Consider the following 22,951-nt stretch of genomic DNA (forward strand, 5'->3'; position numbering starts at 1 on the left):
CGGTTGGGTGCGGGGCAGCAGCATTTTCTCGTGACGGAGACCCGGTCTTGGAATTGTCGGCCCGCAGGAGTGTAATGGAACACATGTTCGATGAAGAGGCTGTCATCAGGGTCTGGGTACCACCGGGTTGGCCTGCCGTGGTGCGGCCGCCCAGTTCGCCGGGATGGGTCAGGAGTGCCACATCGTTCCTCCTGGACTGCTGCCCCCCGGACTACCGCGGGTACCCCGTGCTACTGCGTCAGCCCGTGGTGCTCGCACGCTTCGCGCGGGAGTTCGCGTCCAGCCAGTTGGCGGCCACACGGGCGAACCTGGCGGGGGCCCGCCCGGACCTGGCCGGATGGGTGGATACCGCCACGGTGGATGCCGCGGTGGCTGTCCTGCACGCGGAGGAAGCGCGCATGGTGCGGCAGGTGCGGGCCGTGTCGTTGGTGCAGGATGCGCTGCGCGATGTGCGGTTCACGCCCAAGCTCTGACGGCACGCGCCGATCGTTCACCCCGGCCTTGGGAACGAGCCTCTACTATTGGACGCATGCCGTTGTTGGACAGGATCTCGACCCCCCAGGACCTCCGAACACTGACCCGTCGTCAGCTCGAGGAGCTCGCTGAGGAGATCCGGGCGTTTCTCATCACCAAGGTCAGCCGCACGGGGGGCCATCTCGGCCCCAATCTGGGTGTGGTGGAACTGACGCTGGGTCTTCACCGCGTTTTCGACTCCCCGCACGACCCCATCATTTTCGACACCGGACACCAGAGCTACGTCCACAAAATGCTCACCGGACGCCAGGCCGGCTTCGACACGCTTCGCCAGCGCGGCGGCCTCTCGGGGTACCCGGAGCCGCATGAGTCGGAGCATGACTGGGTTTCCAATTCCCACGCCTCCACCTCTTTGTCCTGGGGCGCTGGACTGGCGCAGGGCTTTCAGCTGCGGGGCGAGGACCGCACCGTCGTCGTGGTGGTGGGCGACGGCGCCCTCACCGGTGGCATGGCCTGGGAAGCACTCAACAACATCCCGATCCGCCCCGGCGTGAAGCTCGTGATCGTGGTCAACGACAACGGCCGCTCCTACACCCCCACGGTCGGGGGCCTCGCCAACCAGTTGGCAGGGCTGCGGACCCACAAGAAGTACGAGAAGACGCTCAGTTACATCAAGCGTCGCGTGAGCAGCCTTCCCGTCGTCGGACGCCCCGCCTACGACCTCCTGCACGGTTTCAAGACGGGCGTCAAGGACGTCCTGGTGCCCGAGGGCATGTTCACCGACCTCGGCATCAAGTACATCGGCCCCATTGACGGGCACGACATCGGCGCCGTCATCAGCCATCTCGAGCAGGCGCGCCAGTTCGACGGGCCGGTGATCGTGCACTGCATGACCCGCAAGGGCAAGGGCTTCAAGGCGGCGGAGGAGAACGAGGAGGACCGGTTCCACGCGGTCGGCAAGATCAACGAGTTCACCGGTGAGCCGTTGACGGCGTCGGTACAGGCGACGTGGACCGACGCCTTCGCGGAAGCCATGGTGCAAATCGGTCAACGCCGTGAGGACGTCGTCGCCATCACGGCCGCCATGCTGTACCCCGTTGGGCTGGGCCGGTTCGCCGCAGCGTTCCCGGAGCGCGCGTTTGATGTCGGCATCGCCGAACAGCACGCGGTGGTGTCCGCCGCAGGACTGGCCGCGGCCGGCCTGCACCCTGTCGTGGCGCTCTATGCCACGTTCGTCAACAGGGCGTTCGACCAGGTGCTGATGGACGCGGCCCTGCACGACAAGGGCGTGACGTTCGCGCTCGACCGTTCCGGCGTCACGGGCACCGACGGACCCAGTCACAACGGCATGTGGGACATCTCACTGCTCGGCCTGGTGCCCAACCTCGAGATTGCCGCGCCGCGCGACCAGCCCCGCATGGTGGAAGCGCTGGAGCGCGCCGTGACCGTCGACGACCGACCCACTGTGGTGCGCTACTCCAAGGAGCGGCTGCCCGACGACATGCCTGCGGTTTCCCACCGCGGGGAGGGCCGCGACCGCGTCGACCTGCTGCGCGCCGACCAGTTGGCCACCGTCATGGTCGTCGGCTATGGCCAGTTCGCCGGCATGGGGATGGCGATCGCCGAGCGCCTGGCGCAGCAGGGGATCACCTGCACCGTGGCTGACCCGCTGTGGTGCGTCCCCGTCAGCAGCGAGCTCGTGGCGCTGGCTTCCCAGCACCGCATGGTGGTCAGCATCGAGGACAACATGGTCGTGGGTGGTCTGGGGGAGCGTCTGCGCTCGCGCCTGGTTGCCGACGATGTCGCGACGGAGCTGATGTGCTTCGGTATCCCCCAACGCTTCCTGGCGCACGGCAGCCGCGACGAGGTCCTCACCGAACTGGGCCTGACAGCACGTGACGTGGCTCGCCAGGTGTTGGAGCGGTTGGTGAATGACCGCAGCATCTCCGCCGAGCCCCAGCCGGCGGACGGACGCTGAGATGAGCACCCCGGCTGCACGGGCAATGGCTCCCTGAGTCACAGCCGTGCTCGATTCCGGGGTCTGGGCAGCGAACCGACCCGTGGCGACTGCTGCAGTGGCGGCCCCGAGCAAGGAGCTGCCGTACGAGGTCCCCTCCGTGTGCCGCGATACGTCCCTCACAACGCCGCGTTTGAGCCTCATCCGGGCCGCGTTTGACCCGATCTCCCGCGCTGCGCCGATTCTCAGTCGCTCCGCGTCGAACCTCAGACGCGGCCGGAGACCTCATTCAGCAGTGGTGCCAGGAACTCCACCTGCCAACTGCGGGCGCCCAGACGCTGCAACGCGACCGTGAAGTCGGGCTCCTTCGCGTGATCGAACACCACCTGCTGGATGATCGCCGGAGGTGCCACGAGGCTGGGCTGCATCGCGAGGTCGCATCCCAGTTCGTCAACGGCAGGCTTGACCTTCCACCACAGCTCCGCGGCACCGGGATGGTGCCGATCCCAGTTGCGTGGATGCGGCAGGCCGTTCGACGGCGGCCGGCGCGACGGGTACGAGGTGGTGTCCATGCCCTCGACGGTGGCAATGGCGCGCAGCCAGTTCGACCGGTACCGCTGTCCTGAACGGTTCTGAAAACCCCGGATGGTGGCGAAGTCGGAGGGGCCGGGCAACGGTCCGCTCGGGCTCACGCGCTGGGCAAGTTCGACAATGGCGGGGTCTGGCAGGATACGGCCCGGCGGCCTGTCGCGCGTGCGTCCGATGGTGTCGCGCTCCTCCCACAGCGCCCTCGCCACGGCCAGCTGCCTGGGGGACTTCAACGACGTGACCCCTGTCAGACGTCGCCACGGGTCAATCCGCGGCGCCGGTTCCTTGCTGAACTGCACGAGTGTGGCGGCGAACTCTTCTTCCGCCCACGACAGCCGACCCATCGCCTGCAGTTCGTCGCGCAGGATTTCGTGGAGTTCCAGGAGGTAGTCCACGTCCAGTGCGGCGTAGTCGAGCCATGACTCCGGGAGCGGGCGGGTGGCCCAGTTGTCTGCCGAGTGCGCCTTCTCCAGGCTGATCCCGAGTTTGCGCTCCAGCAGGGGGGCAAGACCGGCAGACGGCTCACCCAGCAGCCGTGCTGCCAGCTCCGTGTCGAACAGGTGGCCCGGCCGGATGCCCGCGTCCCGCATGCACGGCAGGTCCTGGCTGGCGGCATGCACCAGCCACAGGGCGTCGCCGCAGCAGTCGCCCAGACCTTCGAGACGGGCGACTCCGTCAACCTCGAACGGAAGCGGGTCCACCAGCCACGTGCCAGCGCCTCGCCGGCGAATCTGGAAGAGGTAGGCCTTGGGCCAGTAGCGGTGGCCATGGGCCCGTTCGGCGTCGAACGCCACGGGGCCCTCGCCACTGGCCAACGATGCCATGCATTCCGCCAAGGCTTCGGGGGTGGCAACCACCTCGCGCAACGGCTCGCGGGAATGCTCGACGTAGCCGGCGCTCACGAGGTGTGCCGCGGAAAGTTCACGATGCCCTCTGGCATGGACGGCATACCTGCCACCATGCCCAGAAGGTCCTGCCAAGCATTCAAATGTCCCATCAAACGATCCTCATCCGAGAGCCGGGGGGTCCAGGAGCATCGCAGCTCCACCTCGGCTCGGTTGTCTGCATCCTCCATGTCGCCAAAGCCCTTGCCGTAGGAGGCTGTGACGGTTCCGGCAAGGTGCCGGTGCAGGGCATTGTGGTGTGCCAGGGCATCCGTCATCCAGGACCACGCCACATCCGGCAGCAGTGGATCCGTGACCATGTCGCGGTCGACGTCCGCCCGGGCATAGGAGACGATCCTGAAGTTCCCACCCCAACCCTCGTTACCAGCGGGGTCGTGCAACAGGATGAGCCTGCCGTTGCCCAACACGTCGTCGTCATCGCCGTAGCTGCACAGCTCAGCGGACAGGGCGATGCTGTGGGGCGCAATCCGCTGGGGCGACCCAATCTCCTCGACAACCAAGCCGGGACGCCAGTGCATTTCGTGCAACTCGGCCAGAGCTCGGCTGAACTCGAGGGGGATGATGTTCCGGGTTTCGGCCACGGATCGAGACTAGGTGACACTGCGTCGGGGCTGTGGGAAGCGCGCCGACCACCCCCGTACCTACGCCTTGGGCTGCAGTGTCAGAGAGACTGAGTTGATGCAGTAGCGCAGGTCGGTGGGGGTGTCGTAGCCCTCGCCCTCGAATACGTGACCGAGGTGGCCGTCGCATGCTGCGCATCGCACCTCGACGCGTGCGGGCCCGGGGACGGATGTGTCCTTCAGGTATCGGACTCGCTCCTCGGCCAGCGGCTCGAAAAAGCTCGGCCACCCGCAGGAGGAGGAGAACTTCTGGTCGCTGCGGAACAGTTCAGTGCCACAGCCACGGCATGCGTACACGCCTTCGGTCTCCGTGTTGGTGTACTCGCCGACGAACGGCCGCTCGGTTCCGCCGTGCCGCAGCACCTGGTACTCCAGGTCGTTGAGTTGCTGGCGCCACGAGGCGTCAGGCTTGTTCAGGGGCGCGACGTGGGTCTCTTCCTGTGTCATGGGCCAAGTTTAGGTCCACGGACAAGTCGCCCGGATACGCTTGCCGTCATGGCCAGCAATGATGCGATCATGCTTGAGGTCGACGGTCGCGACGTCCGATTGTCCAGTCCCTCGAAGCTGTACTTCCCCGAACTGGGGCTGACGAAGCTCGACGTGGCGCACTACGTCATGACGGTGTCCCCCGGGATGCTGCCGGCCCTGCAGGATCGCCCAACCACAATGGAGCGATGGCCCGGCGGGGTGGTGGAGGGGGCGGTCGTCTCGACGGGGAGCGGCTCGCGCGGCGACGCCTTTTACCAGAAGCGCACCCCACAAGGCACGCCGGAATGGGTACAGCAGGCCACCATCACCTTCCCGTCCGGTCGAACAGCGCAGACACCTGCGCCCGCGGATGCGGCGACGCTGGTCTGGATGGTGAACCTGGGGACCTTGCGCTTCCATGCGTGGCCAGTGAGGGCATCGGACCCCAATGGTGTCGACCAGTTGCGCATCGACCTCGACCCGCAACCCGGCACCGATTTCGGCGACGCGGCGAAGGCGTCGATGGAACTGCGGGCGGTACTGGCCGAGGCGGGGCTCGTGGGATTCCCCAAGACCAGCGGCGGTCGCGGGCTCCACGTCTTCGTGCCCATCCGGAGAATGGATTTCATTGACGCCCGACACGCCACCATCGCGATCGGTCGTGAGTTGGCGCGGCGCATGCCTGAGCAGGTCACCGTGAACTGGTGGAAGGAGGAGCGGGGCGAGAGGATCTTCGTCGACTTCAACCAGATGGCCAGGGACCGGCTCATGGCCTCGGCGTATTCGATCCGCCCCACCCCCGCAGCGCGGGTGTCGGCACCGCTGGCCTGGGACGAGGTGGAGCACGTGCAGCCCGATGACTTCACCATTGTCAGCATGCTGGAGAGGTTCGCGGAGCGGGGTGACGTGTGGGCTCCCTACTATGAGACCCCGCCGGGTGATCCCGCGACAGCTCTCGACTGGTACGACAGGGATGCGGCGCAGGGCGAGGGGGAGATGCCCTACCCGCCCGAATATCCGAAGATGGAAGGCGAACCGATGCGGGTCCAGCCTTCGCGGGCCCGGACGTCGCCGCCCGGGACCTGATCGGTCAGTCGGCGTCGGTGGGGGGAGTGTCGTCCTCGGGGAAGCTGGCGTCGAGCAGTTCCATGGCGGCAAATGCATACCGGGCCAGAATCAGTTCCACGAGGTGGTCGTGGTCCTCAATGGGCTGGGTCACCGCCATGGCACCCGCCTTCAGGGCTGCTTGCTGGTGTGCACGAAACAGCGGTCCGCTGGTCAGGAACATGGACCCGACGGCGATGTGGCGACGGCCCTGCGTGCGGAGCGCCGCGATGGCCTGGGCAGTCCCGCGCCCCGTGAGGTCGTTGACCGCCAACTGGACGGGCAGTTTGTGGTGCGCTGCCCACTGTCGGGCGCGACGTGCAAGGAGCGACGCGCCCCGCACGTCTCCCCCTTCCGGTGCGCCCAGCACGAGGGCATCCACCTCCACGGCGTTGGTCTTGTGCAGTGCCTCACGCATGCGGGCGTCCATGACGTTCAGCAGCTCAGTGGCCGGGCCGATGGGGCGCGCGATGACCACTTTGACGCCGGGGTTGGCGGCCTGGACAGCACCCTGTGCCCGGCTGATCTCGGGGGAGTGATCCATGGCTGACACGAGGTCGAGGGGCACGATGGCGATCTCTGTGGACCCGAGCGCCGCGAGCTTCGACACTGACTGGCCCACTCCGGGCTTGCCGTCGGAGAGGAACCCGTAGGTCACCAGGAGGTCGGGGCGCAGGCCCTTGAGCTTGGCCGAGAGTGAAGCCAGTGCGACCGCGACGGCCGGGTCATCGTCACCGTCGGCAATGAGCACGATCGCTGGCGCGGCCATGTCGTCTCGCTTTCGATCGGGGGATGATCCCAGAACAAGGATCTTTTGTCCCACATTGTGGGACGTTTGGGCCCAGAGCGCAAGGCGGGAGTCCATGTGCTAATCAAATGACAATTGAGGGATTCTTGCCTCGGGTGACGGCCTCTGACCTGCCACGCTCCCAGGGGGCGTCACCGGGAGGTGGATGTGCGGGCACATGAGACCCGGCACGGGAGTGGGCGATACTGGGTTCGAACCAGTGACCTCTTCGGTGTGAACGAAGCGCGCTACCACTGCGCCAATCGCCCGTGCGAAACGAGACTTTAGCGCACTGCGGACCCCTGCGCCAAACGGCGCCACCAGGGACCTTGTCCGGGTGGGGTGCATGTCGGGTCTTGCCTCCCCGGGTACGCGGATCAGGGCGGAATGGAGGTGCTGGTCCCGGTGATCGCGGTGAGTTGTGGCCGACTCGTCCCGTCCGGCTGCTGGCACCGCCACCTGCCCGCGGTGTAGCCCGCGGGGGCGTGTGCAAGGCACGCCTGACTGCGGGTTTTGCATCCGTCGAAACCCTGCGCTAATGTTCTCAACGCGTCGGAAACGAGGCCTTCGGGTCGAGGATCAGCGCAGTGCGGACGTGGCTCAGTTGGTAGAGCATCACCTTGCCAAGGTGAGGGTCGCGAGTTCGAATCTCGTCGTCCGCTCGGAGAAGACTCTTTCCCAGCCCCGGTTGGGCAGGTTTTGTCCTCTACTCGGTGGAGTGGCCGAGAGGCGAGGCAACGGACTGCAAATCCGTGTACACGGGTTCAAATCCCGTCTCCACCTCGGGCGATTGGCGCAGTGGTAGCGCGCTTCCCTGACACGGAAGAGGTCACTGGTTCAAACCCAGTATCGCCCACCAGCAGATGAGGAGCGGCCACGTGTGGCCGCTCCTTTTTTGTGTTGTCCATCGCCCATGTGTGGCGGTGCCCCGCTACGTTGGCGTCATGCGTATCAACCGCTCCTCCGGTACCCCGGCGACAGTGGCCCTCGAACACGCAGGCGTGGCGCACACCGTCCATGCCTACGAGCACAACCCTCGGGCTGAATCCTTCGGGTTGGAGGCGGCCGCGGCCCTCGATGTGGATCCCCACCGTGTGTTCAAGACACTTCTGGTGGACACCGGTGACGGACTCGCTGTCGGTGTTGTGCCCGTGACGGGGTCCCTGGATGTGAAGGCTCTGGCACTGGCGCTGGGTGTCAAGAAGGTGGCAATGGCTGCCCCGGCCAGCGCGGAACGCAGCTCCGGGATGGTGGTGGGCGGCATCAGTCCCATTGGTCAGAAGCGTCCCCTCCCCACGGTCCTGGACAGCACCATGCAGCAGCACGGGACGGTGCTGGTGTCCGGGGGACGGCGAGGGCTCGATGTCGAACTGTCGCCATGCGACCTGGCGCACCTCACCAACGCCACCTTCGCCCAGATCAGCCGCCCCTGAGGTGGTGCACAACAGGTACACCGAAAATCGCTGGTGCACGGGGAATCCCCGAGGCTTGGGTCGCAGATGGCTGCCACTCACAGCCGGCACCGTTGGGGCAACCAACCCCACACACGCCGCACGATGGCGGGCTAGAGTCCCCCCATGCCTAGCACCGAACTGTTGGTCGAACTCCGTGAATTCGTTCGTGAGCGGGACTGGGGACAGTTCCACTCGCCAGAAAACTTGGCGAAGAGTATCTCCATAGAGGCGGCCGAGTTGTTGGAGTGTTTTCAATGGGGTGGGGACGCTGACCGATCCCGAGTGATCGGCGAACTCGCCGACGTCCTGACTTATTGCTACTTGATGGCTGAGCGGCTCGGGATAGATGCCGACGAGGCTGTGGCGAACAAGCTCCTCGTGACCCGCGGCAAGTATCCGGTGGACACTGCCCGCGGGACGAGCACGAAATACGATGAGCTTTGAAATCCGCGAGGTCGACTTCTCTCGAAGTCGAGTTCTCGCGTGGGCCGATACAGACTCGCGTCTGAGGAATTGGCCCGTGGTCTATGCCCTCGACGGGCTGGGACAGATGTACGTCGGGGAATCCTTGAACGTCGCCATGCGCTTCAAGCAGCATCGTGAAAGCCCTGGCAAGTCGGTACTCGGGCGGGCCCGCGTTGTGGTCGACGACACCTTCAACAAGTCGGTGTGCCTCGATCTCGAGTCCTTTCTGATACGACTGTTCGCGGGGGACGGCCAGTACGCCGTCATCAACGGCAACGCAGGCATTACGGACGCGGACTACTACAGACGGGAGTCGTATCAGGAGACCTTCGCCGAGGTCTTTGAGGCTTTGCGGGAGCGTGGCCTGTTCACCCAGAGCATGGCCGACATCGAGAACAGTGATCTGTTCAAACTCTCCCCCTTCAAAGCGCTCTCTGAAGACCAGTTGGCCGTGGTCGTCGATATCGTGGAGGGCTTGGTCGCTGACCTCGACGGCGGCGTTTCCAGCAGGATCGTGGTCCAGGGGTCGCCGGGAACCGGGAAGACCATCGTCGCCATCTTTCTCATCAAGCTCCTTCGCGACATCCAGGACTACGATGCGCGCCAGCCCATGCAGGAAGTCTCGGTGTTCGATGAGTTCTTCACAGAGGAGTTCGCACGATCGTTCGAGGGATTCCGGGTTGGTCTGGTGGTGCCGCAGCAATCACTGCGGCGATCCATCCAGAGGGTTTTCCGCCGAACTCCCGGGCTGGACGCCGGCATGGTGCTCTCAGCATTCGACGTGGGTCAGGATCAGGGTCGCTTTGATCTGCTGATCGTGGATGAAGCGCACCGCCTGACCCAGCGTGCCAGTCAGGGCTCCGGCCCCATGAACCGGCGGTACGCCGACATCACGACACAGCTGTTCGGATCCGACGACATGAGCAAGACCCAACTGGACTGGATCATGGCAAAGAGTGCCAACCAGTTGTTCCTGTTGGACCGTGACCAGAGCATTCGACCCGCAGACGTTCCCAGTGGCGTCTTCGATGCGCTCGTCGATGAAGCCCACGTGACGGAACGGCACTACCGCCTGACAGCGCAGCACCGTGTCCGGGCTGGCTCCGACTACGTCGGCTACGTACGAGGGGTCCTCGCCGGCGTGCCGATGGTCCCCCGGGACTTCGGCGAGTACGACCTGCGGTTCTTCGACGATTTTGCTGCGATGCGCCGAGCCGTCCTTGACCGCGACGCAGAATTCGGATTGGCTCGACTTGTCGCCGGTTATGCGTGGGAATGGGTCAGCAAGACGGACCGCAGCGCATATGACATGGAAATTGACGGTGAACTGATGCGGTGGAACACGCGAGCCGTCGACTGGGTGAACTCACGAACATCTCGGGATGAAATGGGGTCCATCCATACCATCCAGGGGTACGACCTCAATGTCGCAGGGGTCGTGATAGGTCGCGACCTTCGGTACGACGCCGACGTCGGCCAGATTGTCTTCGACCGTTCGCACTACCGTGATCGCAATGGAAAAGCCAACAACAATCAACTGGGTATCAAGTATTCTGATGAGCAACTGCTCACCTATGTGCGAAACATCTATGCTGTGCTGCTCACACGGGGAATTCGCGGCACCTACGTCTACGTCTGCGACCCTCTTCTACGTGATTATCTTCGACCGTTCTTCTCCTTCACCGGAGGTGGTCGCGCTGTATGAGGCCGAGCCCTCCACAGCGCCGGGCGACGCCGATCAGGCGGCTGCGGAACACCGACCAGCCCCGACTCACACCCTCGCCGTGACCAGGAACAAGGTGTAGGGCACGGGGCCGTCATCACCGTCGCGCACCAAGGCGATGTCGTCATGCCACGTGATGTCCCGGAACCCTGCCGCCGCCAGACGCTGCTCCAGGTCGTGGGGGTCCAGGCCGTCGAGGTGGGGGTTGTCGGCATGGTTGTGCTTGCTGCCTCGGTGGAAGCCGGCGGAGCCGACGGGAAGGTCGATGATGGCCAGCTGCCCCTTGGCGCGCAGGGCCGTGGCCATGTTGGTGAAGGCGGTGTCCAGGTCGTCGACGTGGTGGAGAACCTGCAGGGAGAAAATCAGGTCGGTGATGGCCACCGGGTGGTCGGGGGAGTGCGCGGCGAAGCTGCGTCGCTCCGTGTCCCACGGCAGCGCCCTCTCGGCAATTCCCCGCTCTGCCACCTTGAGCATCTCCACAGAACTGTCCATCAATAGGCAGTGGGGGAGCACGTCTGCCAATGCGAAGCTGAGCTGGCCCGTGCCGCAGCCGTATTCCAGAGCGGACTCGATGTCCGTGAAGTCCAGTGCGGCGCGGAGCCTTTGCGCCACCGTCCGCGTGCGCTCCACGCGGTCGGGTTTGTCGTCCCAGGTGTCAGCCATGTCGTCGAAAATGCTCATGGGTCCATCCTGTCGGGCTCCAACCGTTCCGCGGGGCCAAACCGCACACACGCGGTCAGCCGGTTGCGGGACGCCCGGCGGTAGGCTGAGGTACATGTCAGAACCTGAACTGGTGAAGAACGACGACGAGAACCGCTATGAGCTGCGTGCCGAGGGTGAGCGCATTGGCTTCATTGACTGGGTCCGCGACGGGCACATCGTGGAGTTGACCCACACCGAGGTGGACCCCGCCCACGGTGGCAAGGGGTATGCGGCCATGCTGGCTGACTTCGCACTCGCAGACATCCGTGACGCGGGCCTCAATGTCAAAGCCACGTGCTCCTTCGTGGCACGACACATCGAGAACAATCCCGAGTTCGGGAGCATTCACGTCGCCTGAGGGCGTCGACGCTTCATACCCGTCGCATCTGCGGCACAATGCTCAACGAAGAATGCTCGTCCACCACGGCCGAGCGATCTTCACCCTGTGAACCCTGCCCGAGAGGATCTCCCCAGTGAGTGGCGCCATCACCATCAGTCGGCCCAACGGAGAAGAGGAGGTCGGCCTGAGCGCCACCACCACAGGGCTGGACCTCTTCGGCACCGACAGGACCGTGGTGGCCATGCGCCGCCGTGGTGAGCTCGTCGACCTGGCGCATGAACTCCAGGACGGTGACGTCGTCGAACCCGTCCTCATGGGTGAACCCGACGGCCTCGCCATCGTCCGCCACTCCGCTGCCCACGTCGCCGCCCAGGCCGTCCAGCACTTGGTGCCGTCCGCGAAGCTGGGCATTGGCCCACCGATTGTGGACGGTTTCTACTACGACTTCCAGACGGAGCCGCTCACTCCCGAGGACCTGACCGCCATCGAGAAGCAGATGGGCCAGATCGTCCGCGAGAAGCAGAAGTTCGTACGCCGTCCCGTCAGCGACGACGACGCCCGCGTGGAACTCGCAAACGAACCGTTCAAGCTGGAGCTCATCTCCCTGAAGGGCAGTGCCTCCGACGCTGACGGCTCATCCGTGGAGGTCGGCGCCGGCGAACTGACCATCTACGACAACGTCCGCCGTGACGGCAGCGTCGCGTGGAAGGACCTGTGCCGGGGCCCGCACGTGCCGCACACCGGCTACATCCAGGCTGTTGCCCTCACCAAGGTGTCGGCCGCCTACTGGCGCGGCGATCAGCGCAACGCGACGCTGCAGCGGGTCTACGGCACTGCCTGGGCCACCCGCGACGACCTCAAGGCCTACCAGACCCGCATGGTGGAGGCCGCCAAGCGCGACCACCGCAAGTTGGGCGCCGAACTGGACCTGTTCAGCTTCCCCGACGAGATCGGCTCGGGCCTGGCGGTGTTCCACCCCAAGGGCGCCACCATCCGGATGGAGATGGAGGACTACTCCCGCCGCCGCCACGTCGCCGAAAACTATTCCTTCGTCAACACCCCGCACCTGACGAAGTCGAAGTTGTACGAGACGTCCGGACACCTCGAGTGGTACGCAGACGGCATGTACCCGCCCATGCGCATGGATGCCGAGTACGACGCTGACGGCAACCTCACCAAGCAGGGTGCGGACTACTACATGAAGCCCATGAACTGCCCCATGCACAACCTCATCTACGCCTCCCGCGGCCGCTCCTACCGTGAGCTGCCGCTCCGGCTCTTCGAGTTCGGCACGGTGTACCGGAACGAGAAGTCGGGTGTGGTGCACGGCCTCACGCGGGCCCGCGGATTCACGCAGGACGACGCGCACATCTACTGCACCCGCGACCAGATGCGCGACGAGCTGGAACGCCTTCTGCAGTTCGTGCTCGAACTGTTGAAGGACTACGGCCTGGACGACTTCTACCTCGAGGTTTCCAGCAAGAACCCGGAGAAGTTCGTCGGTGACGACGCCACCTGGGAGGAGGCCACCTCGACATTGCGTGAAGTGGCCACGGCTTCCGGGCTGGAGCTCGTGGAGGATCCCGGCGGCGCTGCGTTCTACGGCCCCAAGATCTCCGTGCAGGCCAAGGACGCCATCGGCCGCACCTGGCAGATGTCCACCATCCAGCTCGACTTCAACCTGCCTGAGTTGTTCGAGCTCGAGTACCAGGCCTCCGACGGCACCCGGCAACGGCCCGTCATGATTCACCGCGCCCTGTTCGGCTCCATCGAGCGGTTCTTCGGGGTTCTCACCGAGCACTACGCCGGGGCGTTCCCGGCATGGCTGGCGCCCGTCCAGGTGCTGGGCATCCCCGTCGCTTCGGAGTTTGACGATTACCTCGGCGAGATTCTGTCGACGTTGCACCAGCGGGGGATCCGCACGGAACTGGACACCTCCGACGACAGGTTCGGCAAGAAGATCCGCAACGCCCAGAAGCAGAAGGTGCCGTTCATGCTGATCGCCGGTGGCGACGACCGCGACGCAGGGTCGGTGTCCTTCCGGTACCGAGACGGTTCACAGCGCAACGGCGTACCCAAGGACCAGGCGATCGACGAGATCGTCGCGTTCGTCGGCTCCCGGGTCAACGAGGGTCCCAGCGCTGATGCCTGATCCCGTCGTGCAGGACCCGGCGGAACTGGCGGGCGCACCGGACGCCTTCCAGAGGCTCTGGACCCCCCACCGGATGGTCTACATCCACGGTGAGGGCAAGCCGAAGGGGGAGGCGGACTGCCCGTTCTGCACCTCTCCGCGCAAGGACGATGCCGATGGTCTTGTCGTGGCCCGCGGCGAGCACGCCTACGTGGTGATGAACCTGTTCCCCTATTCCCCCGGACACGTCCTGGTCTGCCCGTACCGTCACGTGGCGGACTACACCGACCTCACCGTCGAGGAGACCCGCGAGGTGGCAGAGCTGACGCAGCAGGCCATGCGGGTCATCCGCAGGGTCAGCAACCCGGCCGGTTTCAACCTGGGGATGAACCAGGGTGCGGTGGCCGGTGCCGGCATCGCTGCCCACCTCCACCAGCACATCGTTCCCCGGTGGGGAGGCGACATGAACTTCCTGCCCGTCATCGCGCAGACCCGTGCGCTGCCCCAACTGCTCGGTGACGCACGCCAACAGTTGGCTGATGCGTGGCACGCCTGACGTCGGCATGACGCTTCGCAGGCGGTTCCGCTCCGCCATCACGGCGCTGGTGTGGACGGTGGGATCACGCCTTCCACACGGGGGGAGAGTCGTCGTCTGCGCCGTGGGGTCCCGGTTGCTCGGCTTGGTCCCCCTGCGAGGGGTTCGGCAGTGGGAGGACAACGTCGAGGTGGCCCTCGGTCGCCGTCCCACACGGGCGGAGCGGCGGGTGCTCCTTGCCTCGTGGCTGCGCAACAACCTCATGTCGCTCTCACTGGCGCGCTGGAGTGACGACGACGTGTTGTCACGGGTCATCATCGATGACGAGGACCTCGAGCGGTTGAGGCAGTCGTTGGCCGGACCCGGGGTGGTGCTGGTGTTGCCACACATGGGCAGTTGGGACTTCGCCGGCGCCTGGTGTGCACGTGTCGGAATCAAGGTGGTGAGTGTCGCCGAACGGCTCCCCAGAGGCGTCTACGAACGTTTCCGCGACGCCCGTGCCGGGATGGGCATGGACATCCTCCCCGTCGGGCAGGACAACCTGATGCGGGTCCTCGCCGACGCCGTCCGCGAGGGGCAGGCTGTGTGCCTCCTCAGTGACCGCGACCTCTCGGGCCGAGGACTCACCGTGCCCTGGCCGGGGACCGGGTCAACCGTCAACGTGCCCGCCGGCCCCGCCCTGCTGGCCAGGGTCACGGGCTGTGACCTGCGGGTGGTGACCACTGCGTTTCGTGGGGACAGGGTGGCGGTGTTCGTGGGCGACGTCGTCGCGGCGGGTTCACCCGCCACGATGATGGCTGATGTGGTGGCCGGATTCGCGGAGGCGGTGCACCGGGATCCCACCTCCTGGCTCATGCTGCAGCCCTTCTTCCGGGATGCCTGACATGCATGTGGCGTTGGTGTGTCCCTACTCGCTCGACGCGCCGGGAGGCGTGGGAACACACGTGATGGGGTTGGCCGGGTGGCTTGCTGGTCGTGGGCAACGGGTCACCGTCATCGCTCCGGGCAGGCGTGCGCGACCTGCTCCCCCTGGCGTCATTTTCCATCTGGTGGGACCCTCCAGTGACTTTCACTTCAACGGGTCCGTGGCGCAGTTGGCCGTGCGCCGACGTCAGTGCGCCGACGCGCTCCGCACTTCCCTGGCAGCCGACGTGGTGCATGTTCACGAACCGTTGACGCCCGGGATCGCGTTCGCGGTGGCGAAGGGGGCCACAACGCTCGTGGTCACCCACCACGCGAGCTTCCGGGTCCCCACCATGCTCGCCGGTGCTTTGCGCTGGCGGGCGCGTGCGCTGGGGGAGCGGCAGAGCATCGCTGTTTCCCGGGCCGCGGCTGCCACGGCCCGCCGGGCCTGCGGCGCGGAACCGGTCATCATCGGCAACGGAGTGGTGCTGCCCCCGGCTCCGGCGCCTCGCGCGGGATGGCGCGGGGGCGCGCGGCCGCGGGTCGGGTTCCTTGGTCGGCTCGACGAGCCCCGCAAGGGCTTTGACGTCTTCCGGGAGGTCGCTGACCTCGCAGCGCAGGAGGGCCTGGACGCGGAGTTCGTCGCTCTGGGCCCGGGCTCCGTGACGGCTGGGCGGGTGAAGTTGTGGGGCGTTGTCGACGATGCCACCCGTGACCAGGCACTGCAGTCGGTGGACTGCCTCGTGGCACCCAACCTCTTCGGGGAGAGTTTCGGGATGGTCCTCGTGGAGGCGCTCGCCTCCGGCTGTGACGTCGTGGCAAGCGACCTGGCGGGGTTCCGCGACGTGCTCGCCGCAGCCGGCACCGGTGCAGTGTTCCCGGTGGGCGACTCCAGGGCTGCGCTGGCGATACTCGGCGAGCGCCTGGCCCGCCCCACGGACCCGACACGACTGCATGCGTCGGCGCAGCAATGGGGGTGGGACGTGCTGGGGCCCCGCGTCCTCGCGCAGTACGAGGTGGCGCTCGCACGCGCCAACACGCCACCAGGGCATCGGGGCGCACGAGTTGATGGCCTAGGCTGGCACGTGTGAACTCCGTCGAGACCACGCCCCAGTGGGACACTGACCGCGTGATGACGGTGCCCAACGTCCTCTCGTTCATCAGGCTTCTTGCGGTGGGAGTCTTCGGCTGGTTGATCCTGGCGGGACAGGACGTCGCCGCTGTCGTGCTGCTGGTGCTGTCCGGGGTCACCGACTGGCTCGACGGCTTCCTGGCCCGGCGGCTGAAGCAACGCACGGAGTTGGGCGCGAAACTCGACCCGGTGGCGGACCGCCTCTACATCCTGATGGCCATCATCGCGCTGACCGTCCGGGGGATCGTGCCCTGGTGGCTCCTCGCTGTGCTCCTCGCCCGCGACGTCATGCTCCTGGCGCTGGTGCCGTCCCTTCGACGCAGCGGCATCGTGGCGCTCCCGGTCAACTACGTCGGCAAGGCGGCCACCATGTGTCTCCTGCTGGCCATCCCACTGATCCTGCTGGCATCCTCACCGACTCTGCACGTGATGTTCGCGGGGTGGGTCGGCTGGCCCCTCGGCGTCCTTGGTGCCGGCCTGTACTGGTGGGCCGGCGCCATCTACCTCCACCAGACCGTGGCCCTGTCCCGGAAGCGACGCAGTGGTGCGGATGCGGCGACCTGACCAGAGCATGAGCCTGCTCACCGACCTGCAGGCCAACGCTCTTGAACCCGAGTACCGGACGTCAGGGTCGCGACGTCGCCGTGTGTCGCCCCTGATCCTCGGCGTCACGCTGGCGATGATCGCGGCCCTCGCAGTGATCGCCTTCGTCAGCACCACCCGGGCGTCCGGGGAGGCTGACGGCGAACGGCGTGACCTCCTCCAGCGCATCGGCGAGACGCAGGCCCGCGTCGACACACTCGAGGAGGAGGCCGCCCAACTGGAGGCCGACATCCGTGAGATGGGCGACGCGCAACTGGACGATCCCGCCCTCAGCAGGGCCCAGAACCTCCTGGAACCCGTGACCGGGACAGTACCGGTGACGGGCCCGGGTATCGTCGTCGAAGTCAACGACGCGTCGGACCGTGAGAACGGGGAGGGTGTGGTCTTCGACAGCGACCTCTCCCGCCTCGTCAACGGCCTGAACCAGGCCGGCGCCGAGGCTGTCGCCATCAACGGTCGACGCATCACCTCCCTGACCCCGATCCGGACGGCCGGATCAGCCATTACGGTGGACTACGTGTCGCTGTCCCCGCCCTATCGCATCGAGGCCATTGGCAACCCCGCCACCATGCCCGCGCGGTTCGCCCGCACAGGTGCCTCAGCGTGGTGGAAATACATCAGCGACAATTACGGCGTGAGTTTTACGATCGTCGAGGCCGACGGGGAGCTCACCCTTCCTGCCGACCCCGGCATGATCCTGAGGTACGCGCAGAAGTGAGTGGAAGGAGTGGGTGCGCATGTTGGCCATACTGGGCCTGATCGCCGGCATCGTCGTCGGGTTGCTGGTTGAGCCGGCGTTGCCGTCGGTTCTGCAGCCCTACCTCCCCATTGCGATCGTCGCCGCCATGGATGCCATCCTCGGCGCAACCAGGGCGTACCTCGAGGGCGTGTTCTCGGACCGGGTATTTGCGGTGTCGTTCCTCTCCAACGTCGTGATCGCAGGTCTCATCGTCTTCGTCGGGGACCAGATCGGCGTGGGATCCCAGCTGTCCACCGGCGTGGTTGTGGTGCTCGGTATCCGGATCTTCACGAACGCCGCAGCCATTCGCCGGGCGCTGCTCCATGCCTGAGCAGGACGACGTCGAAATCGACGCCACCCCCGTCGACGACCCAGCCACTGCAGCCCACGCCGACGACGACGTCACGGCGCCCAACGACACCACAGCCCGCCGCGTCGCTGACGAGGAGACCCCGCCCAAGGACTCGGCTGAGCGTCACCTGCTGCGTGACTTCGTCCGCCCGGGTCGCGGTCAGCTGACGGTTGCCCTCGTCCTGTTCCTGACGGCGGTCCTGGTGGTCCTGACGCTCCGCTCCCAGGCTGCGCAACCGTCGTATGCGAACCTTCGCCGGACAGAACTGATCCAGTTGCTGGACAACCTGTCCGCCGAGACCCGACGGCTGGAGGACGACATCCGCGACCTCCAGACCACCCGGGATGAACTGGCGTCCGGCGCCAAGGGCGCGGAGGCTGCCAAGGCTGAGGCAACCCGTCGCCTCGACGAACTCCAGATCATCGCCGGCACGGTTCCGGTCCACGGCAAGGGCGTGAGGATCACCATCGAGGACCCCGACAAGAAGATCAGTCCCGAATTGCTGCTCGACGCGCTCGAGGAGCTGCGTGATGCCGGAGCGGAGGTGGTGGAGATCAATGACCGCATTCGGGTGGTGTCGTCCACGTGGTTCGGTCTGGACGGGGAGGGGCGCGTGGTGGCGGACAACCAGGTGGTGGTGAGTCCCATCGTCCTCGACGTCATCGGTGACCCCGCCACACTGGAGGCGGGCGCGAAATTCCGCGGCGGACTTGTCAGTGAGGTGGAGGGAACGCGCGTGGGGGGCACGGTCACCATCCAGCAAATGTCGCGCGTGGACATCGACTCCGTCGTGGTGGTGGCCGAGAACGAGTTCGCCCGTCCGAATTGATCAGGGGCGGTGTTGTGTAACCCGATCCCCCCGATAGGGTGGGTGTCGCAACCGAGCATCGACCATCACTGTGGGATGGGGCGTCGCCGGACAAGAACGAAGTGAGAGGGGCCCCGCCCATGAAGTGCCGTCAATGTGGACGCGACAGCCGCACCGATGCCAAGTTCTGCAGCAATTGCGGCGCGCCGTTGGGTGATCCCATGGGTGACACCACCACGGTCCTCACAGCCATCACAGACGACTACATCGGCGAGCTCAGTGAACCTGAACTGGACGCTGTCCGGAACCTGAGCGCTGGTGACGCTCTCCTGATCATCCGCGGCGGCGGCAGCGAGGGATCGCGCTTCCTCATCGACACTGACGTGACCTCCATCGGTCGTCATCCCGCCTCCGACATCTTCCTCGATGACATCACCGTGTCCCGGCACCACGCCAAGTTTGTCCGCACGGGCACGGATCTTCGGGTGGAGGATCAGGGCAGCCTCAACGGAACCTATGTCAATCGGAAGATCGTTGCGGAGCCCGTTGCACTGCACCAGGGCGACGAGATCCAGATCGGCAAGTTCCGTGCCACCATCAGCCTGAGCGAGCCCGGCGGGAACTGATGCCCAGCCCCCCGCGCACGATCGGTCAGGTCCTGGAGGCCATCCGGGGGGAGTTCCCCGATATTTCGGTCTCGAAGTTGCGGTATCTCGAGTCCGAAGGTCTGGTGTCTCCCGAAAGGGACCAACCATCCGGTTACCGACGTTTCCGACAAAGCGACATCGACCGTCTCGTTTTCGTGTTGCGCGCGCAGCGCGACAAGTACTTACCTCTCAAGGTCATCCGTGAGCAGCTGGATGCACTCGACAGGGGTGAGGAGGTTCCGTCGGAACCTGCACCGCCCTCTGTCGACGAAGAACCCGCCACCCCCGTCAGGCCTCGTACCCCCGTTCCGTCGTCGAGGCTCGTCAATCGTCGCCAGATCATGGCGGAGTCAGGATTGGGTGAGGCAGGTTTCATCGAGTTGGAACGGCTCAAGCTGATCAGCGTTCGCCGCGGCACCCAGCTGTACGGCCGGGAGGCCGTCGCCATCGCTGTCGCGGCAAAGCGGTTGGGGAGCTTCGGCGTGGACGCTCGGCAGCTGCGGGTCGTCCAGCAGGCGGCGGCCACCGAGGCTGCCCTCGTGGAGCAGGCGCTGGCGCCCTACCAGAGGCGCTCGGGGGTGCCGAAGGAGATTTTGGCCGACCTCTACCGTGTGATCCTGCAGGCGCATGCCGCACTTCTCCACAGCCAGATCAACGGGTAATAGGCTGGTGGGCATGATCGACCTTGACGTCATCGGCATCCGGCTCGCAGCCCCGGAGGATGTGCCTGTGCTGCTCCTCAGGGAAAGTGGGGGAACACGGCTCCTGCCCATCTGGATCTCCAGCGTGGATGCGGCGGCCATTGCCATCGTCCTCGACGACAGTGAACAGTTCCACCGACCCATGACCCATGACCTCCTCGCCAACGTCCTGGACGAGGTCAGTAACGGTAAGCCCGGCACCGTGAACATCACCGAGATGCGCGACGGTGTCTACTTCGCCACCATCTCTGCAGGCAGCTTCGTCTTCGATGCCCGCCCCAGTGACGCCATCGCCGCGGCCCTACGCCTCGAGTGGTCCATCGAATGCCCTGAGCAGTTGATGGATCAAGTGGGGGTTGAGGTTGACCGGAGCGAAACCGACGAGGTGGAGAAGTTCCGGGAGTTCCTCGACACGGTCACACCGGACGACTTTGAGAACGAAAACCCATAGTCAGAATGGATTTGAGTACGGCGAGTTGATGCTTCTTCCCGGCCCCCACGGGGGGAGGTGTGGATTGGTCCCCGGGCGGCTGGGCGTGTCGTTCTTCGATTCACCTTCCGAAGGGTTAGCGTCGGTTCGTCGGTGCATCGCACTGGTGTCATCACACTGGTGTCATTGACTGGGCAGAGAGAGGTAGAAGTGACGGACGAGTCCGCAGGCAAGGCAACGGCGCAGCCGGTGCTGCAGGATCTGCTGTTCGAAGGTGACTTCTCGCCGCTGCCCGTCGACATGGGCTTCCGCGGTCCCGTCGCCCACCGTGTCGCAGGCATCACCTATCGCCAGCTGGACTACTGGGCACGCACAGGTCTGGTGGTTCCCGAAATCCGCCAGGCGGGAGGCTCCGGCACCCAGCGCCTCTACTCCTTCCGGGACATTCTGCTCCTGCGCGTCGTCAAACGCTTCCTGGACGTGGGGATATCGCTGCAGCAGATCCGCGTCGCCATCGAGCACCTGCGCGCCCGTGGCGTCGAGGACCTCACCGAGATCACGCTGCTCTCCGACGGTTTCAGCGTGTACGAGTGCACCACCGCCAGCGAGTTGTACGACCTGTCCAAGGGCGGTCAGGGAATGTTCCTGATTTCTGTCTCCAGTGTCTGGAAGGAAATCGAGGGCACGCTGAGCGCCCTGCCGTCCGAGAAGGCCGGAATCACGGCGTCCCAGGACCCGTCCGACGAACTCGCAGCCCGACGCCGCGACCGCGCCGTCTGAGCCCCATCCACACCCCACAGGAACGCCCCACGGGCGGACTCAGGTGACGGACAACATGTCGTTCCGCGCCCCGCACCTCACGAGCCCTTCGGTACACCGCCCCCTCGTGCGTCAGGGGCGGCACTCAGGAACAAGACCAACGCGACGCAGCCCGCGCACCCGCATCTGTTCCCTGAGTAGCCCCGCGACGTAGGAGCTGGGCGTATCGAAGTGCCTCCCGCACCTCACGAGCCCCCCGATGCACCGCTCGGTTCCTTTCAGGTGTCGACGTGCGACGTTGGGCGCAGGTGACGTTGGTCAGGCACGCGGGAGTCCCGTGCGGCTATTGTGCAGGCGTGAAGGAACGCATCGAGAAACTCTTGCGACGTCCCAGCGTCGCTCACCTCCTGGCCGCCAACGAGCGGTTCGGTAAACGACTCGGTCCACAGTTCGCGGGTGCCGTCACCTACTTCTCGGTCCTGTCGATGATCCCGGTACTCATGTTCGGGGTGGCACTCCTGGGCCTGACGGTCACCGTCCTGCGTCCCGATCTGCTCCCGCAGGTGCAGAACCTGCTGACGGAGCAGCTGGCGGCGATCACTGGTGTGGAGGACACCGCCAACGAGCAGGCCAAGAACTTCGCCAACACCATCAGCGAATTCGTCACAAGCACTTTCAACAGCTGGCCGTCGATCGGCATCATCGCGTTTCTGGCCGCCGCGTATTCGGGATCAAACTGGGTCAAGAACCTCAAGCACGCAGTCCGTGCCATGTGGAGGAACAAGTTCGCGGACGCCGCGGAGACCGGTGGTTTCGTCGGGGAACTCATCAGCAACTTGATCACGTTCTTCGGGTTGTTGCTGTCGGTCGGGGTGGCCGTTGCGGTCACAGCCGCCGGTCAGGCATTCCCCGAGCAGATCATCAAGTGGCTCGGCCTAGGGGGAGTCCCCGGCATCGGACTGCTTCTGCAGGCGGTGAGTCTTGTCGTGAGCCTGCTGGCAAGTTGGCTGCTCTTTGCATTTCTCTTTGTCGTTCTTCCCGGGCAATCCGCTCGTTGGCCCACGTTCCTCAAAGCAACAATTGCCGGTGCCGTGCTGATCACGGTGCTGCAGCGATTGGCCGGGGTGTTCGTCAGCCTTCTCTCCGGCAACAAGTCCGCTGGCATCTTCGGTCCCATCATCATCCTGATGATCGTGTTCAACCTGCTGGCCACCATCATCCTCATGATCGCAGCCTGGGTGGGGACCGCTGACTCATGGGAGGCCACCAAGGCAAAGAAGGAAGCCGACAAGGCCGCCGGCGTCCACGATGAGGACGAAGTGCGCGTCGACGACGAGGACGATGACGAGGTCCCAAGGCTGTCACCCGTGACCGTTTCCGCCCGGTACCGGGCGGAGCGATGGGCGGCCACCATGGATCCTGACGACCTGCGCGCGGTCAATTACGACCCCGGCCGAGTCACGCTGAACGATCCCGACGCCACGGTGTCGCAGGAGAACGCTGCCCGCGGTGTCCGAGTGGGCCTGGGCGTGGGCTACGGCGTCGGCGCTGCCACCGGCATTGGGCTGGGTGCCGCAGTCGCCGCACTCGTGCGCAAAGTCGCCCAGCGCTGAGCAGGGATGAG

Annotated in this window: 25 protein-coding genes and 4 tRNA genes; 23 read left to right on the forward strand and 6 right to left on the reverse strand. The window is 65.6% G+C overall.

Annotated elements, in window-relative coordinates; genetic code table 11:
* The first annotated feature begins 74 nt into the window (after positions 1 to 74).
* Positions 75 to 473 (forward strand): hypothetical protein, encoded by a 399-nt coding sequence (locus EAX62_RS16550; protein ID WP_147454081.1) that lies wholly within the window; start codon positions 75 to 77, stop codon positions 471 to 473.
* A 56-nt stretch (positions 474 to 529) separates the two neighbouring features.
* Entirely contained in the window at positions 530 to 2,452 is a 1,923-nt protein-coding gene (dxs, locus tag EAX62_RS10335) for a 1-deoxy-D-xylulose-5-phosphate synthase (protein ID WP_199711228.1), read from the forward strand.
* 245 nt (positions 2,453 to 2,697) lie between these two features.
* Here dxs and EAX62_RS10340 read toward each other — a convergent pair whose 3' ends face one another.
* From EAX62_RS10340 to msrB, 3 genes are read right to left on the reverse strand one after another with little or no spacing between them, the layout of a single operon-like run.
* Complete coding sequence (locus EAX62_RS10340; RefSeq protein ID WP_121901574.1) at positions 2,698 to 3,921, reverse strand: HRDC domain-containing protein; 1,224 nt, start codon at positions 3,919 to 3,921, stop codon at positions 2,698 to 2,700.
* The gene (locus EAX62_RS10345; RefSeq protein WP_121901575.1) at positions 3,918 to 4,505 is read right to left on the reverse strand and encodes a DUF3000 domain-containing protein; all 588 of its coding nucleotides are present in this window, start codon (positions 4,503 to 4,505) and stop codon (positions 3,918 to 3,920) included. Before EAX62_RS10345 ends, EAX62_RS10340 begins: the two co-directional genes overlap by 4 nt.
* Positions 4,506 to 4,565: 60 nt before the next feature.
* Positions 4,566 to 4,991: a peptide-methionine (R)-S-oxide reductase MsrB gene (msrB, locus tag EAX62_RS10350; protein WP_121901576.1), complete on the reverse strand. Its 426-nt coding sequence runs from the start codon at positions 4,989 to 4,991 to the stop codon at positions 4,566 to 4,568.
* Between the two features lie 48 nt (positions 4,992 to 5,039).
* On the opposite strand from msrB, the gene EAX62_RS10355 reads away from it, so the two are divergent.
* Positions 5,040 to 6,098, forward strand: a complete 1,059-nt coding sequence (locus EAX62_RS10355) for a DNA polymerase domain-containing protein (protein WP_121901577.1) — start codon at positions 5,040 to 5,042, stop codon at positions 6,096 to 6,098.
* 4 nt (positions 6,099 to 6,102) lie between these two features.
* On the opposite strand, the gene EAX62_RS10360 is transcribed toward EAX62_RS10355, so the two are convergent.
* Entirely contained in the window at positions 6,103 to 6,885 is a 783-nt protein-coding gene (locus EAX62_RS10360; protein ID WP_158600634.1) for a sirohydrochlorin chelatase, read from the reverse strand.
* A gap of 215 nt (positions 6,886 to 7,100) precedes the next feature.
* Positions 7,101 to 7,172: transfer RNA gene (locus EAX62_RS10365), tRNA-Val, on the reverse strand.
* Between the two features lie 320 nt (positions 7,173 to 7,492).
* On the opposite strand from EAX62_RS10365, the gene EAX62_RS10370 reads away from it, so the two are divergent.
* The 6 genes from EAX62_RS10370 to EAX62_RS10395 all read left to right on the forward strand — a co-directional run bounded on the left by EAX62_RS10370 (position 7,493) and on the right by EAX62_RS10395 (position 10,527).
* Positions 7,493 to 7,565: transfer RNA gene (locus EAX62_RS10370), tRNA-Gly, on the forward strand.
* Positions 7,566 to 7,615: 50 nt separating this feature from the next.
* A tRNA-Cys gene (locus tag EAX62_RS10375) sits at positions 7,616 to 7,686 on the forward strand.
* A gap of 1 nt (position 7,687) precedes the next feature.
* Positions 7,688 to 7,762 (forward strand) — tRNA-Val (locus EAX62_RS10380).
* 85 nt (positions 7,763 to 7,847) lie between these two features.
* Positions 7,848 to 8,336, forward strand: a complete 489-nt coding sequence (ybaK, locus tag EAX62_RS10385) for a Cys-tRNA(Pro) deacylase (protein WP_121901803.1) — start codon at positions 7,848 to 7,850, stop codon at positions 8,334 to 8,336.
* 144 nt (positions 8,337 to 8,480) lie between these two features.
* Entirely contained in the window at positions 8,481 to 8,801 is a 321-nt protein-coding gene (locus EAX62_RS10390; protein ID WP_121901579.1) for a nucleotide pyrophosphohydrolase, read from the forward strand.
* A 76-nt stretch (positions 8,802 to 8,877) separates the two neighbouring features.
* Complete coding sequence (locus EAX62_RS10395; RefSeq protein ID WP_199711229.1) at positions 8,878 to 10,527, forward strand: DNA/RNA helicase domain-containing protein; 1,650 nt, start codon at positions 8,878 to 8,880, stop codon at positions 10,525 to 10,527.
* A 66-nt stretch (positions 10,528 to 10,593) separates the two neighbouring features.
* On the opposite strand, the gene EAX62_RS10400 is transcribed toward EAX62_RS10395, so the two are convergent.
* A complete protein-coding gene (locus tag EAX62_RS10400) occupies positions 10,594 to 11,226 on the reverse strand; it encodes a class I SAM-dependent methyltransferase (RefSeq protein ID WP_158600635.1) in 633 nt (210 codons plus the stop codon).
* A gap of 94 nt (positions 11,227 to 11,320) precedes the next feature.
* Between EAX62_RS10400 and EAX62_RS16720 the strand changes: the two genes are divergently transcribed.
* The 14 genes from EAX62_RS16720 to EAX62_RS10470 all read left to right on the forward strand — a co-directional run bounded on the left by EAX62_RS16720 (position 11,321) and on the right by EAX62_RS10470 (position 22,940).
* Entirely contained in the window at positions 11,321 to 11,605 is a 285-nt protein-coding gene (locus tag EAX62_RS16720) for a GNAT family N-acetyltransferase (RefSeq protein ID WP_158600636.1), read from the forward strand.
* A 115-nt stretch (positions 11,606 to 11,720) separates the two neighbouring features.
* Positions 11,721 to 13,739, forward strand: coding sequence for a threonine--tRNA ligase (gene thrS / locus EAX62_RS10410; RefSeq protein WP_199711230.1), 2,019 nt, complete (start codon positions 11,721 to 11,723; stop codon positions 13,737 to 13,739).
* Positions 13,729 to 14,274 (forward strand): HIT family protein, encoded by a 546-nt coding sequence (locus tag EAX62_RS10415; protein ID WP_407703329.1) that lies wholly within the window; start codon positions 13,729 to 13,731, stop codon positions 14,272 to 14,274. The genes thrS and EAX62_RS10415 overlap by 11 nt, the downstream gene beginning before the upstream one ends.
* Positions 14,258 to 15,136 carry an LpxL/LpxP family acyltransferase gene (locus EAX62_RS10420; RefSeq protein WP_121901583.1) on the forward strand — a complete coding sequence of 293 codons (879 nt, stop codon included), beginning with the start codon at positions 14,258 to 14,260 and terminating at the stop codon, positions 15,134 to 15,136. Before EAX62_RS10415 ends, EAX62_RS10420 begins: the two co-directional genes overlap by 17 nt.
* Complete coding sequence (locus tag EAX62_RS10425; protein ID WP_158600637.1) at positions 15,129 to 16,247, forward strand: glycosyltransferase family 4 protein; 1,119 nt, start codon at positions 15,129 to 15,131, stop codon at positions 16,245 to 16,247. The genes EAX62_RS10420 and EAX62_RS10425 overlap by 8 nt, the downstream gene beginning before the upstream one ends.
* A 41-nt stretch (positions 16,248 to 16,288) precedes the next feature.
* On the forward strand, positions 16,289 to 16,852 hold the full coding sequence (locus tag EAX62_RS10430; protein ID WP_121901806.1) for a CDP-alcohol phosphatidyltransferase family protein: 564 nt from the start codon (positions 16,289 to 16,291) through the stop codon (positions 16,850 to 16,852).
* Positions 16,839 to 17,609, forward strand: a complete 771-nt coding sequence (locus EAX62_RS10435; protein ID WP_121901585.1) for a DUF881 domain-containing protein — start codon at positions 16,839 to 16,841, stop codon at positions 17,607 to 17,609. Before EAX62_RS10430 ends, EAX62_RS10435 begins: the two co-directional genes overlap by 14 nt.
* A gap of 19 nt (positions 17,610 to 17,628) precedes the next feature.
* Complete coding sequence (locus tag EAX62_RS10440) at positions 17,629 to 17,961, forward strand: small basic family protein (RefSeq protein WP_121901586.1); 333 nt, start codon at positions 17,629 to 17,631, stop codon at positions 17,959 to 17,961.
* Entirely contained in the window at positions 17,954 to 18,811 is an 858-nt protein-coding gene (locus EAX62_RS10445; protein ID WP_121901587.1) for a DUF881 domain-containing protein, read from the forward strand. The genes EAX62_RS10440 and EAX62_RS10445 overlap by 8 nt, the downstream gene beginning before the upstream one ends.
* Before the next feature lie 119 nt (positions 18,812 to 18,930).
* Positions 18,931 to 19,416, forward strand: coding sequence for an FHA domain-containing protein (locus EAX62_RS10450; RefSeq protein WP_121901588.1), 486 nt, complete (start codon positions 18,931 to 18,933; stop codon positions 19,414 to 19,416).
* Positions 19,416 to 20,099, forward strand: coding sequence for a transcriptional regulator FtsR (gene ftsR, locus EAX62_RS10455; RefSeq protein WP_121901589.1), 684 nt, complete (start codon positions 19,416 to 19,418; stop codon positions 20,097 to 20,099). Before EAX62_RS10450 ends, ftsR begins: the two co-directional genes overlap by 1 nt.
* A 13-nt stretch (positions 20,100 to 20,112) precedes the next feature.
* A complete protein-coding gene (locus tag EAX62_RS10460) occupies positions 20,113 to 20,589 on the forward strand; it encodes a bifunctional nuclease family protein (RefSeq protein ID WP_121901590.1) in 477 nt (158 codons plus the stop codon).
* A 189-nt stretch (positions 20,590 to 20,778) separates the two neighbouring features.
* Positions 20,779 to 21,348, forward strand: coding sequence for a MerR family transcriptional regulator (locus tag EAX62_RS10465; RefSeq protein WP_325048820.1), 570 nt, complete (start codon positions 20,779 to 20,781; stop codon positions 21,346 to 21,348).
* Positions 21,349 to 21,683: 335 nt separating this feature from the next.
* Positions 21,684 to 22,940 (forward strand): YhjD/YihY/BrkB family envelope integrity protein, encoded by a 1,257-nt coding sequence (locus tag EAX62_RS10470; RefSeq protein ID WP_121901591.1) that lies wholly within the window; start codon positions 21,684 to 21,686, stop codon positions 22,938 to 22,940.
* Positions 22,941 to 22,951 lie beyond the last annotated feature (11 nt).

It is taken from the genome of Tessaracoccus antarcticus, assembly GCF_003688855.1.
Lineage (GTDB): Bacteria > Actinomycetota > Actinomycetes > Propionibacteriales > Propionibacteriaceae > Arachnia > Arachnia antarctica.